This window comes from Pseudomonas sp. NBRC 111139 (assembly GCF_001753955.1).
GTDB lineage: Bacteria > Pseudomonadota > Gammaproteobacteria > Pseudomonadales > Pseudomonadaceae > Aquipseudomonas > Aquipseudomonas alloputida.
On record NZ_BCBP01000023.1, the window covers coordinates 56,477 to 69,051 of the forward strand.

Annotated in this window: 10 protein-coding genes and 1 pseudogene; 9 read left to right on the forward strand and 2 right to left on the reverse strand. The window is 60.9% G+C overall.

The features are described 5' to 3' along the window. Positions 1-8: 8 nt before the first annotated feature. Positions 9-743: a type IV toxin-antitoxin system AbiEi family antitoxin domain-containing protein gene (locus BJQ17_RS07660; protein WP_047603547.1), complete on the reverse strand. Its 735-nt coding sequence runs from the start codon at positions 741-743 to the stop codon at positions 9-11. 73 nt (positions 744-816) lie between these two features. Next, complete coding sequence (locus tag BJQ17_RS07665; RefSeq protein WP_070095838.1) at positions 817-1,464, reverse strand: aminotransferase class I/II-fold pyridoxal phosphate-dependent enzyme; 648 nt, start codon at positions 1,462-1,464, stop codon at positions 817-819. A 642-nt stretch (positions 1,465-2,106) separates the two neighbouring features. Here BJQ17_RS07665 and BJQ17_RS07675 point away from each other — a divergent pair. From BJQ17_RS07675 to nuoH, 9 genes and pseudogenes are all read left to right on the forward strand, one after another. Further along, positions 2,107-2,568: pseudogene (locus BJQ17_RS07675) on the forward strand (isocitrate lyase); the annotation flags it as partial. 290 nt (positions 2,569-2,858) lie between these two features. Further along, positions 2,859-3,521 carry a lysoplasmalogenase gene (locus BJQ17_RS07680; protein ID WP_175442715.1) on the forward strand — a complete coding sequence of 221 codons (663 nt, stop codon included), beginning with the start codon at positions 2,859-2,861 and terminating at the stop codon, positions 3,519-3,521. A 383-nt stretch (positions 3,522-3,904) separates the two neighbouring features. Beyond that, positions 3,905-4,318 carry an NADH-quinone oxidoreductase subunit A gene (locus BJQ17_RS07685; protein WP_003251427.1) on the forward strand — a complete coding sequence of 138 codons (414 nt, stop codon included), beginning with the start codon at positions 3,905-3,907 and terminating at the stop codon, positions 4,316-4,318. 9 nt (positions 4,319-4,327) lie between these two features. Beyond that, entirely contained in the window at positions 4,328-5,005 is a 678-nt protein-coding gene (locus BJQ17_RS07690; RefSeq protein ID WP_003251429.1) for an NADH-quinone oxidoreductase subunit B family protein, read from the forward strand. Between the two features lie 79 nt (positions 5,006-5,084). Beyond that, positions 5,085-6,866 carry an NADH-quinone oxidoreductase subunit C/D gene (gene nuoC / locus BJQ17_RS07695; protein WP_003251431.1) on the forward strand — a complete coding sequence of 594 codons (1,782 nt, stop codon included), beginning with the start codon at positions 5,085-5,087 and terminating at the stop codon, positions 6,864-6,866. A gap of 2 nt (positions 6,867-6,868) precedes the next feature. Then, complete coding sequence (gene nuoE / locus BJQ17_RS07700; protein ID WP_003251433.1) at positions 6,869-7,366, forward strand: NADH-quinone oxidoreductase subunit NuoE; 498 nt, start codon at positions 6,869-6,871, stop codon at positions 7,364-7,366. Beyond that, positions 7,363-8,724, forward strand: a complete 1,362-nt coding sequence (gene nuoF / locus BJQ17_RS07705; protein ID WP_003251436.1) for an NADH-quinone oxidoreductase subunit NuoF — start codon at positions 7,363-7,365, stop codon at positions 8,722-8,724. The genes nuoE and nuoF overlap by 4 nt, the downstream gene beginning before the upstream one ends. A gap of 132 nt (positions 8,725-8,856) precedes the next feature. Then, positions 8,857-11,571, forward strand: coding sequence for an NADH-quinone oxidoreductase subunit NuoG (nuoG, locus tag BJQ17_RS07710; RefSeq protein WP_054888915.1), 2,715 nt, complete (start codon positions 8,857-8,859; stop codon positions 11,569-11,571). Next, the gene (gene nuoH / locus BJQ17_RS07715) at positions 11,568-12,575 is read left to right on the forward strand and encodes an NADH-quinone oxidoreductase subunit NuoH (protein ID WP_003251440.1); all 1,008 of its coding nucleotides are present in this window, start codon (positions 11,568-11,570) and stop codon (positions 12,573-12,575) included. Before nuoG ends, nuoH begins: the two co-directional genes overlap by 4 nt.

The window sequence follows — 12,575 nt, forward strand, 5'->3', positions numbered from 1 at the left end:
TTACGGCGCTATCCATGAGGGCCTAGGCACAACGTCGTGCCGTCCTTGAGCCTTGAAATCCAGCGACGCTCGCTTCCAACTCGAATGTTCCATAGCCCCAGCAACTCATCGACATCCAGCAAACTCGCCTGACGAGCCAACCGCAGGTACAAGCGCACAGCCTTCACGCTGGTGCAACACTGGAGTAGTTGGCCACTGGCCAATGGACAGACCTCGCCAACGGCATAGAAATACTCCCTAGCCTTCAGCAAATCACGACTGCTGCCGACTTCATATAGCATCTCCAGCAACGCACGTTCGGGCACTGACCTGAGCAGCCCACCCCGCCGCTCAAGGGTCGCCGTGCGCAGAGATATCTCCCCGCCCCAATCAAACAATCTTGCATACACATAGCGCACCGAATAACGTTCGGTAAACCACCGAGGCAATGAGACTCGGTTATCGCCCCACAACACTAGCGAAGTATCATTTTCATAAATTTCGCGAAACGCACTGCTACCTCCTAAATGCAGGCAGGTGATCCGACGCTCCAGATAGCAGCACCCCACCGCAAGGTTCAACTCACTATCTGGAAAGGCATAGATACCGCGAGCTACGCGATTCAGCCAACCATTCCTGGCATAGCTGGCAGCCCTCTGGCTCGATATCCCAATGCGTTGCAAGATGCTTAGGTCGAGCAACATCTCGCGTGGCTGGGAGGTATAGAGTTTTCTGATCAAAGAATATTGTTGTTGTATAGGCATACCTGCATCCTGCGACTTCTTGGCTAACGCCGGTGACTGTTAGTGCGGGGCGTCCCTTCCCCGGACACTAGATTCATGCTTCTTGCAATGCCTGGATAAACGACTGCAGATCGTCGCCCTTTGGAATTGCCACTCGCAGCACGTTGGTCAGTAATGAACCAGCATGGGGATATCCTGAGCAATCGCTGAAACGTATCCTCGCCCTGTGCAAAGCTTTGGCCAAACGCTGATCAGGGCCGTCATCGAGTAGCAGGAAGTTGGCAAGAGTATCGATGACACCAATTCCCAAGCCTTGGCAACACTTAACAATCCGCGTACGTACCCAATCTTGGCTACCATGCGCCGCTGCGATTTCTGGCTGATTGGCCAGACAATGCAGGGCCGCCTTAACTGCCGCATGGTTGATATCCCAGGGGCCACGCAATTTGAGCAACTGCCTGACAGCATGCGTGCTGGCGACCACATAGCCGAGACGCAAACCTGCCAACCCGAAGTACTTGGAAAACGAGCGAATAACGAACAACTGCTCAAGGCCACTGAAGGCTCCAACGCAAGAGTGGCGCAGGTACTCGTAATAGCACTCATCAACAATAACCGGCTTATCCAGTTCAACGCAGCGAACTATCAAGCGCTGCAGATCATCAGGCTCAATTTGCACTCCCAACGGATTATTCGGATTGCACAAAATCAGCCCATCACTACCTGACAAGGCTTCGAGCACTACATCCTTTGGGCCAGTCGTTTATCGACCTCAAGCCCCAAGTAGGAGCATGAGCACATATTCATAAAGACATGCCCGTCTTGGTCGCGCAGGCGGCTGGATGGACAGTGGACCACACTGCGATCTGTCAGGCCAGACGCTTGGGCGAGTTCCCAAGACGCGTTACCCAACTCAATAGTGCGCTCGGTATTGATGAACAGGTTTCTTTGCTCTGACATAGCACCTCCATAAGCATGCACGCATACTTTACTGACAAAGGAAAAGGAAACTTCCTACAACAACCAATACAAACTATTTCTTGCCGCACCTCAATAAGTCAAGCTTGAGATACAATACCAACACCTTCCAACCAGGAAGGTCAACCCCAAAACAAAACCAGAGCATTCAGACGCGAAAAAATTCATGCCACAGGTGATTTCCAATGAAAAGATCAAACAATCACCCCGCACCCGAAACTGCGAAGATAGAGCAAAATACAACCACACCAACCCAGAAATTATTTGTTGCACTTAGCCTTGGCAAGCCACCTAAAAACCTTCTCTGCCTCTGGACTTAGTTGATTATATTCACCCCAATTTTGAGCACACCTACCGATAAGTCGCCCAACAGCTTTGGGCAGGCCATTACCCGTGACCTGCCCACCCGTACGCCGACCTGATCTGGTGCGAAACCGCCAAGCCGGACCTGGACGAAGCCCGCCGCTTCGCCGAGGCGATCAAGAAGGAGTGCCCGGACCAGATCCTGTCGTACAACTGCTCGCCTTCCTTCAACTGGAAGAAAAACCTGGACGACGCCACCATCGCCAAGTTCCAGCGCGAGCTGTCGGCCATGGGTTACAAGCATCAGTTCATCACCCTGGCCGGCATCCACAACATGTGGCACGGCATGTTCAACCTGGCGCACGACTACGCCCGTAACGACATGACCGCCTACGTGAAGCTGCAGGAGCAGGAATTCGCTGACGCCAGCAAGGGCTACACCTTCGTGGCGCACCAGCAGGAAGTGGGCACCGGCTACTTCGACGACATGACCACCGTGATCCAGGGTGGCGCTTCGTCGGTGACTGCACTGACCGGTTCGACCGAGGAAGAGCAGTTCCACTGATAGTGGGTTGCGGTTGAACAAAGGCCCGGGGCTTGTGAAAGCTCCGGGCCTTTGTTTTTACCCGAGCAAGGGCCGGGCCTGCTGGCCAATTTTTACCAGCCGTTCACCGTTGCCGCCGCTACCGTATTCGCGGGTAAACCCGCTCCTACGCTGATCGGGAGGAGACACACATCGGCGATTGGGCGCAGGCCGCTGTAGGAGCGGGTTTACCCGCGAAAGGGCCGGCACGGGCCACAGCAAAACCCTGGATCAGGTCTATGCTTGTGGCAGCCCAGCAGCAAGGACCGCCCATGCCTCGTCCAAGCCACCTGATGATTCTCGCCCTGACCGCCGCTGCCCTCTATATATATGCACTGGCCAGCGACAACACCCTGCTCGCCCTGATGGCCAAACCCATCCCGGTGCTGGCCTTGATTGCCTGGCTGCGCAGCACCCCGGTTTCGCCTTATCGCACGTGGATCTCGATCGGCCTGGGCTTCTCGGTACTCGGTGACATCCTGCTGGCCATCCCCGCCGACCTGTTCGTGTTCGGCCTGGCCGCCTTCCTTTGCGCCCACCTTGCTTACCTGCGCGGCTATTGCGGCATTACCCTGCGCCCCGCCCTGCCCGCACTGATCTTCAGCGCAATCAGTGGCATCGCGCTGCTCGGCGTACTGGCCAGCAACGGCCTCGGCCCGCTGCTGATCCCGGTAGCGCTCTACGCCCTGGCTATCAGCGCCATGCTCTGGCGCGCACTGGCCTGCGGGGGATTGGCCGCGCTCGGTGCCGGCCTGTTCGTGTTCTCCGACAGCCTGATCGGCATCGACCGCTTCGTCAGCCCGTTCGCCGCCGCACCGTACCTGATCATCCTCGCCTACTGGCTCGGCCAATGGGCCATCGCTTCATCAGTCGGTCATCGCTCAACCGATAAAGTATTGACCCAGAGCGGTGCGCGCAGGACCGAGAGCTGCTAGAACAAGGGTTTTTTGCAATTGCAAGTAGGGGGAATCGCCAGATGAACTTTACAAGGCACAGAAGAGCCAAATTCAACGGCAGCAGCTCAAATGATATTAATTATCATTACAGGACTTGCAATTCGTTACCTGCAGCAAGAAACATAATTAACAAAACCGCGCGTAATGCCCGAATCTCAAGGCCCTCAGCCAGTTACGAACGGTTTTTGTACTTAATCCTACGAATAAATTTGCGACAGAAATTTTACTTGCACCAGGTTTACCCATAAAATCAGCGCGATTGATTCGGCTGCGACATTTGGTCACTGCATGTGCGACGCCAAGTCGCCGCTCTACACTTATTTCAGACTGCAGAGCTGGGTCTCTGTATAAGGATCTCTAGCATGTCCGATTCGGCAGGACTCATCGCCCACAACTGGGGCTTTGCCATCTTCCTCCTGGGTGTCGTCGGCCTGTGCGCCTTCATGCTCGGCCTGTCCAGCCTGCTCGGTAGCAAGGCTTGGGGCCGCGCCAAGAACGAACCCTTCGAATCCGGCATGCTGCCCGTCGGCAGCGCTCGCCTGCGCCTGTCCGCCAAATTCTATCTGGTCGCGATGCTGTTCGTGATCTTCGATATCGAAGCCCTCTTTCTCTTTGCATGGTCTGTGTCCGTCCGCGAAAGCGGCTGGACCGGATTCGTCGAAGCACTCGTTTTCATAGCAATTCTGTTGGCAGGTCTTGTCTACCTATGGCGCGTCGGGGCACTTGATTGGGCTCCCGAAGGTCGCCGCAAGCGGCAAGCGAAGCTGAAACAATGAGGCTTTGGCATGCAATACAATCTCACCAGAATCGATCCGGATGCGCCCAACGAGCAGTACCCGGTCGGTGAACGGGAAACCGTCACCGATCAACTGCTAGAGGACCAGGTCCACAAGAACATCTTCATGGGCAAACTTGAAGATGTGCTGCGTGGCGCGGTCAATTGGGGCCGCAAGAACTCCCTCTGGCCGTACAACTTCGGCCTGTCCTGCTGCTACGTGGAAATGACCACGGCCTTCACGGCACCCCACGACATCGCCCGCTTCGGCGCCGAAGTCATCCGGGCCTCGCCGCGTCAGGCCGACTTCATGGTCATTGCCGGTACCTGCTTCGTGAAGATGGCGCCGATCATCCAGCGCCTGTACGAGCAGATGCTCGAACCAAAATGGGTCATTTCCATGGGTTCGTGCGCCAACTCCGGTGGCATGTACGACATCTACTCGGTCGTTCAGGGGGTCGACAAGTTCCTCCCCGTGGACGTCTATGTGCCTGGCTGCCCGCCACGCCCTGAGGCTTTCCTGCAAGGCTTGATGCTGTTGCAGGAGTCGATCGGCCAAGAACGACGCCCGCTTTCCTGGGTTGTTGGTGATCAAGGTATTTACCGTGCCGAGATGCCAGCCCAGAAAGACCTGCGTCGTGAGCAGCGCATTGCAGTAACCAACCTGCGCAGCCCCGACGAAGTCTGATCCAGCGACCTGCCGCCCGCTCCCGAAGGAGCCGGCGGCCTGGCTTCATTCTTAACGTTGACCCAAAGCGACCGAGACCATGACAGCGGACAACGCTATTTTCATTCCGCCCTACAAGGCTGACGACCAGGATGTGGTCGTCGAACTGAACAACCGTTTTGGCGCCGAAGCATTCGTCGCCCAGGAGACCCGCACCGGCATGCCCGTGCTGTGGGTAAAACGCGCCCAGCTCAAAGAGGTGCTCAGCTTCCTGCGCGGCGTCGCCAAGCCTTACAGCATGCTGTACGACCTGCATGGCGTCGACGAGCGCCTGCGCACCCAGCGCCGTGGCCTGCCAGCCGCCGATTTCAGTGTGTTCTACCACCTGTTGTCGATCGAGCGTAACAGCGATGTGATGATCAAGGTGTCGCTCAGCGAAGGCGACCTGAACCTGCCGACCGTGACGGGCATCTGGCCAAACGCCAACTGGTACGAGCGCGAAGTCTGGGACATGTTCGGCATCGACTTTGCCGGCCACCCGCACCTCAGCCGCATCATGATGCCGCCGACCTGGGAAGGTCACCCGCTGCGCAAGGACTACCCTGCCCGTGCGACCGAGTTCGACCCCTACAGCCTGACCCTGGCCAAGCAGCAGCTTGAAGAGGAATCGGCACGCTTCAACCCGGAAGCCTGGGGCATGAAACGTCAGGGCGCCAACGAGGACTACATGTTCCTCAACCTCGGCCCCAACCACCCTTCGGCGCACGGTGCGTTCCGTATCGTCCTGCAGCTGGACGGTGAAGAAATCGTCGACTGCGTACCGGACATCGGCTACCACCACCGTGGTGCCGAAAAAATGGCCGAGCGCCAGTCCTGGCACAGCTTCATCCCCTATACCGACCGTATCGATTACCTCGGCGGGGTGATGAACAACCTGCCGTACGTGCTTGCGGTAGAGAAGCTGGCCGGCATCAAGGTGCCGCAGAAGGTCGACGTGATTCGCATCATGCTGGCCGAGTTCTTCCGCATCACCAGCCACCTGCTGTTCCTGGGTACCTACATCCAGGACGTCGGCGCCATGACCCCGGTGTTCTTCACCTTCACCGACCGCCAGCGCGCCTACACCGTGATCGAAGCGATCACCGGTTTCCGCCTGCACCCGGCCTGGTACCGCATCGGTGGCGTCGCCCACGACCTGCCACGTGGCTGGGACAAGCTGGTCAAGGACTTTGTCGAGTGGCTGCCCAAGCGCCTCGACGAATACACCAAGGCCGCCCTGCAAAACAGCATCCTCAAGGGCCGTACCATCGGCGTTGCCGCGTACAACACCAAGGAAGCGCTGGAATGGGGCACCACCGGTGCCGGCTTGCGTGCCACCGGTTGCAACTTCGACCTGCGTAAAGCCCGTCCTTACTCCGGCTACGAAAACTTCGAGTTCGAAGTACCGCTGGCCCACAACGGCGATGCCTACGATCGCTGCATGGTCCGTGTCGAGGAGATGCGTCAGAGTATCCGCATCATCGACCAGTGCCTGCGCAACATGCCGGAAGGCCCGTACAAGGCGGATCACCCGCTGACCACGCCGCCGCCGAAAGAGCGCACCCTGCAGCACATCGAAACCCTGATCACGCACTTCCTGCAAGTCTCGTGGGGCCCGGTCATGCCGGCCAACGAGTCGTTCCAGATGATCGAAGCGACCAAGGGCATCAACAGTTACTACCTGACGAGCGATGGCGGCACCATGAGCTACCGCACCCGGATCCGCACCCCGAGCTACCCGCACCTGCAGCAGATCCCTTCGGTGATCAAAGGCAGCATGGTTGCCGACCTCATTGCGTACCTGGGCAGTATCGACTTCGTTATGGCTGACGTGGACCGCTAAGCATGAACAGCACGCTTATCCAGACAGACCGTTTCGCCCTGAGCGAAACCGAGCGCTCGGCCATCGAGCACGAAATGCATCACTACGAGGACCCGCGCGCGGCGTCCATCGAAGCCCTGAAGATCGTCCAGAAGGAGCGTGGCTGGGTGCCGGACGGCGCCATTCACGCCATCGGCGAAGTGCTGGGCATTCCGGCCAGCGACGTCGAGGGTGTCGCCACCTTCTACAGCCAGATCTTCCGCCAACCGGTCGGCCGCCACATCATCCGCGTGTGCGACAGCATGGTCTGCTACATCGGCGGCCATGAGTCGGTGGTCAGCCAGATCCAGAGCGAGCTGGGCATCGGCCTCGGCCAGACCACCGCCGACGGCCGTTTCACCCTGCTGCCCGTGTGCTGCCTGGGCAACTGCGACAAGGCCCCGGCACTGATGATCGACGACGACACCTTCGGTGACGTGCAGCCGGCTGGCGTTTCCAAACTGCTGGAGGGTTACGTATGACCATTACTTCCTTCGGCCCGGCCAACCGCATCGCGCGCTCGGCCGAAACCCACCCGCTGACCTGGCGCCTGCGCGACGACGGCGAGCCGGTCTGGCTGGCCGAGTACGAATCGAAGAACGGCTACGCCGCAGCCCGCAAGGCGCTGGCGCAAATGTCCGCCGACGACATCGTGCAGAGCGTCAAGGACTCCGGCCTCAAAGGCCGTGGCGGCGCAGGCTTCCCCACTGGCGTGAAGTGGGGCTTGATGCCCAAAGACGAATCCATGAACATCCGCTACCTGCTGTGCAACGCGGACGAAATGGAGCCGAACACCTGGAAGGACCGCATGCTGATGGAGCAACAGCCCCATCTGCTGGTCGAGGGCATGCTGATCAGCGCCCGCGCCCTGAAGGCCTACCGCGGTTACATCTTCCTGCGTGGCGAGTACACCACCGCAGCGAAAAACCTCAACCGTGCCATCGATGAAGCCAAGGCCGCCGGCCTGCTGGGCAAGAACATCCTGGGCAGCGGTTTCGATTTCGAGCTGTTCGTGCACACCGGTGCCGGCCGCTACATCTGCGGTGAAGAAACCGCGCTGATCAACTCGCTGGAAGGCCGCCGCGCCAACCCGCGCTCCAAGCCGCCCTTCCCTGCCGCCGTTGGCGTGTGGGGCAAGCCGACATGCGTGAACAACGTCGAAACCCTGTGCAACGTCCCGGCCATCGTCGCCAACGGCAACGACTGGTACAAGTCGCTGGCCCGCGAAGGCAGCGAGGACCACGGCACCAAGCTGATGGGCTTCTCCGGCAAGGTGAAGAACCCAGGCCTGTGGGAACTGCCATTTGGCGTTACCGCACGCGAATTGTTCGAAGACTACGCCGGTGGCATGCGTGATGGCTTCAAGCTCAAGTGCTGGCAGCCAGGCGGCGCCGGTACCGGCTTCCTGCTGCCCGAGCACCTTGATGCACAAATGTACGCCGGTGGCATCGCCAAGGTCGGCACCCGTATGGGTACTGGCTTGGCCATGGCGGTCGACGACAGCGTCAACATGGTGTCGCTGCTGCGCAACATGGAAGAGTTCTTCGCCCGCGAATCGTGCGGCTGGTGCACCCCATGCCGTGACGGCCTGCCGTGGAGCGTGAAGATGCTGCGCGCACTGGAAAACGGCCAAGGCCGCGCCGAGGACATCGAGACGCTGCTGGGACTGGTCAACTTCCTCGGCCCGGGCCGTACCTTCTGTGCTCACGCACCAGGTGCCGTCGAGCCGCTGGGCAGTGCCATCAAATACTTCCGCTCGGAGTTCGAGGCCGGTGTGGCGCCAGAAAGCGCTGCCACCCTGCGCCCCGACCTGGCGAAGCCGATCGTGGTCGGCGCATAACAAGATGATTAGGCGGGTGGTCCGTGCCACTCGCCAGCTTACCGGCAGGCCCGAGCAATCGAGGCGTGTCGCAAGCTCACCGATTTCCATTAGCCACGCCCGCTCACGCGGGCCAACGAAGAACTTTGAACAATGGCCACTATCCACGTAGACGGCAAAGCGCTCGAAGTCAACGGTGCAGACAACCTGTTACAGGCATGTCTGTCGCTCGGCCTCGACATCCCTTATTTCTGCTGGCACCCGGCGCTTGGTAGCGTTGGCGCCTGCCGGCAGTGCGCAGTCAAGCAGTACACCGACGAGAACGACACCCGTGGTCGTATCGTCATGTCCTGCATGACCCCTGCTTCCGACGGCACCTGGATTTCCATCGACGATGAAGAGTCGAAGGCGTTCCGCGCCAGCGTCGTCGAATGGCTGATGACCAACCACCCGCACGACTGCCCGGTGTGCGAGGAAGGCGGTCACTGCCACCTGCAGGACATGACGGTAATGACCGGCCACAACGAGCGCCGCTACCGTTTCACCAAGCGTACCCACCAGAACCAGGACCTCGGCCCGTTCATCGCCCATGAGATGAACCGCTGCATCGCCTGCTACCGCTGCGTGCGCTATTACAAGGACTACGCCGGTGGTACCGACCTGGGCGTCTACGGCGCCCACGACAACGTGTACTTCGGCCGCGTCGAAGACGGTGTGCTGGAAAGCGAGTTCTCCGGCAACCTGACCGAGGTCTGCCCGACCGGCGTATTCACCGACAAGACCCACTCCGAGCGCTACAACCGCAAGTGGGACATGCAGTTCGCCCCGAGCATCTGCCATGGCTGCTCCAGCGGCTGCAACATCAGCCCGGGTGAGCGCTACGGCGAACTGCGCCGTATCGAAAACCGCTTCAACGGTTCGGTCAACCAGTACTTCCTGTGCGACCGCGGCCGCTTCGGCTACGGCTACGTCAACCGCAAGGACCGCCCACGCCAGCCACAACTGGCCGACGGTACCAAGCTAGGCCTGGACGCCGCCCTGGACAAGGCCGCCGACCTGCTGCGCGGCCGTACCATCGTCGGTATCGGCTCGCCACGCGCCAGCCTCGAAAGCAACTACGGCCTGCGTGAGCTGGTCGGCGCCGAGTACTTCTACTCGGGCATGGAAGCGGGCGAACTGGCCCGCGTACGCCTGGCCCTGAACGTGCTGAACAACAGCCCGCTGCCCGTGCCGACCCTGCGCGACATCGAAGACCACGACGCCGTGTTCGTGCTCGGTGAAGACCTGACCCAGACCGCTGCCCGCGTTGCCCTGGCCGTGCGCCAGGCCACCAAAGGCAAGGCCGAGGCCATGGCCGAAGCAATGAAAGTGCAGCCTTGGCTCGACGCTGCCGTGAAGAACATCGGCCAGCACGCGCTGTACCCGCTGTTCATCGCGTCCCTGGCGGAAACCAAGCTGGACGACGTCGCCGAAGAGTGCGTACACGCCGCGCCGGCCGACCTGGCCCGCATCGGTTTCGCCGTGGCCCACGCCATCGACCCGAGCGCCCCTGCCGTCGCCGGCCTGGACGACGAAGCCAAGGCCCTGGCCCAGCGCATCGCCGACGCCCTGGTCGCCGCCAAGCGCCCACTGGTCGTTGCCGGTACGTCGCTGGCCGACCCAGCGCTGATCGAAGCCGCCGCTAACATCGCCAAAGCCCTGAAACTGCGCGAGAAAAACGGCTCGCTGAGCCTGGTGGTACCTGAGGCCAACAGCCTTGGCCTGGCCATGCTCGGTGGCGAGTCAGTCGATGCCGCGCTGGACGCGGTCATCAGCGGCAAAGCAGACGCCATCGTCGTGCTGGAAAACGACCTGTACGCCCGCGTACCGGCCGCCAAGGTCGATGCAGCCCTGGCTGCGGCCAAGGTGGTGATCGTTGCCGACCACTCCAGAACTGCCACCGTCGACCGCGCCCACCTGGTGCTGCCGGCCGCCTCGTTCGCCGAGGGTGACGGTACCCTGGTCAGCCAGGAAGGCCGTGCCCAGCGCTTCTTCCAGGTGTTCGACCCGCAGTACCTGGACAGCAGCATCCAGATCCACGAAGGCTGGCGCTGGATGCACGCCCTGCGTGCCACCCTGCTGAACAAGCCGGTCGACTGGACCCAGCTGGACCACGTCACCAGCGCCTGCGCCGAAGCCGCCCCGCAACTGGCCGGCATCGTCAACGCCGCGCCAAGCGCTGCGTTCCGCATCAAGGGCATGAAGCTGGCCCGTGAGCCGCTGCGCTACTCCGGCCGTACCGCCATGCGTGCCAACATCAGCGTGCACGAGCCGCGCACCCCGCAAGACAAGGACACCGCGTTCGCCTTCTCCATGGAAGGCTACTCGGGTTCGGCCGAACCGCGCCAGCAGGTGCCGTTCGCCTGGTCGCCGGGCTGGAACTCCCCACAAGCCTGGAACAAGTTTCAGGACGAGGTCGGTGGCCACCTGCGTGCCGGTGACCCGGGCGTGCGCCTGATCGAATCGCAAGGTGACCGCCTGAACTGGTTCAACGCCATTCCGGGGGCCTTCAACCCGGCCCGTGGTACCTGGACTGCCGTACCGTTCTTCCACCTGTTCGGCAGCGAAGAAAGCTCCTCGCGCGCCGCCCCGGTTCAAGAACGCATCCCGGCTGCCTACGTGGCCCTGGCCAAGTCCGAAGCCGACCGCCTGGGCGTCAACGAGGGTGCCCTGCTGAGCCTGAACGTCGCCGGTGTGGCCCTGCGCCTGCCGCTGCGTATCAATGAAGAGCTGGGCGCTGGCCTGGTCGCGCTGCCGAAAGGCCTGGCTGGCATTCCGCCTGCCATCTTCGGTGCATCCGTCGAAGGTCTGCAGGAGGCAGCACAATGAGCTGGTTCACCCCCGAAGTGATCGATGTGATCCTCACCGTGCTGCGGGCCATCGTGGTCCTGCTGGCCGTGGTGGTCTGCGGTGCGCTGCTCAGCTTCGTCGAGCGCCGCCTGCTGGGCTGGTGGCAGGACCGCTACGGTCCGAACCGCGTCGGCCCGTTCGGCATGTTCCAGATCGCTGCCGACATGCTGAAGATGTTCTTCAAGGAAGACTGGAACCCACCCTTCGTCGACCGCGTGATCTTCACCCTGGCACCGGTAGTGGCCATGAGCGCCCTGCTGATCGCCTTCGTGGTCATCCCGATCACCCCGACCTGGGGCGTTGCCGACCTGAACATCGGCCTGCTGTTCTTCTTCGCCATGGCCGGCCTGTCGGTCTACGCGGTGCTGTTCGCCGGCTGGTCGTCGAACAACAAGTACGCTCTGCTGGGCAGCTTGCGTGCTTCGGCACAGACCGTGTCGTACGAGGTGTTCCTGGGCCTGGCGCTGATGGGCGTGGTGGTGCAGGTGGGCTCGTTCAACATGCGCGACATCGTTGAGTACCAGGCGCAGAACCTGTGGTTCATCATTCCGCAGTTCTTCGGCTTCTGCACCTTCTTCATCGCTGGCGTCGCCGTGACTCACCGTCACCCGTTCGACCAGCCGGAAGCAGAACAGGAACTGGCCGACGGCTACCACATCGAGTATGCCGGCATGAAGTGGGGCATGTTCTTCGTCGGTGAGTACATCGGCATCATCCTCATCTCGGCGCTGCTGGTAACCCTGTTCTTCGGCGGCTGGCACGGCCCGTTCGGCATCCTGCCGCAACTGTCGTTCCTGTGGTTCGCCCTGAAGACCGCGTTCTTCATCATGCTGTTCATCCTGCTGCGCGCCTCGATCCCGCGCCCACGCTATGACCAGGTGATGGACTTCAGCTGGAAGTTCTGCCTGCCGCTGACCCTGATCAATTTGCTGGTGACCGCTGCGATCGTGCTCTACAACACGCCAGCCGTCGCGGCCCAGTGA

Excerpts from the sequence above, each read along its gene's own strand:
- BJQ17_RS07660 (WP_047603547.1), bottom strand. The coding sequence starts at position 743 with ATGCCTATACAACAACAATATTCTTTGATCAGAAAACTCTATACCTCC.
- BJQ17_RS07680 (WP_175442715.1), top strand. The coding sequence starts at position 2,859 with ATGCCTCGTCCAAGCCACCTGATGATTCTCGCCCTGACCGCCGCTGCC.
- BJQ17_RS07685 (WP_003251427.1), top strand. The coding sequence starts at position 3,905 with ATGTCCGATTCGGCAGGACTCATCGCCCACAACTGGGGCTTTGCCATC.
- BJQ17_RS07690 (WP_003251429.1), top strand. The coding sequence starts at position 4,328 with ATGCAATACAATCTCACCAGAATCGATCCGGATGCGCCCAACGAGCAG.
- nuoC (WP_003251431.1), top strand. The coding sequence starts at position 5,085 with ATGACAGCGGACAACGCTATTTTCATTCCGCCCTACAAGGCTGACGAC.
- nuoE (WP_003251433.1), top strand. The coding sequence starts at position 6,869 with ATGAACAGCACGCTTATCCAGACAGACCGTTTCGCCCTGAGCGAAACC.
- nuoF (WP_003251436.1), top strand. The coding sequence starts at position 7,363 with ATGACCATTACTTCCTTCGGCCCGGCCAACCGCATCGCGCGCTCGGCC.
- nuoG (WP_054888915.1), top strand. The coding sequence starts at position 8,857 with ATGGCCACTATCCACGTAGACGGCAAAGCGCTCGAAGTCAACGGTGCA.
- nuoH (WP_003251440.1), top strand. The coding sequence starts at position 11,568 with ATGAGCTGGTTCACCCCCGAAGTGATCGATGTGATCCTCACCGTGCTG.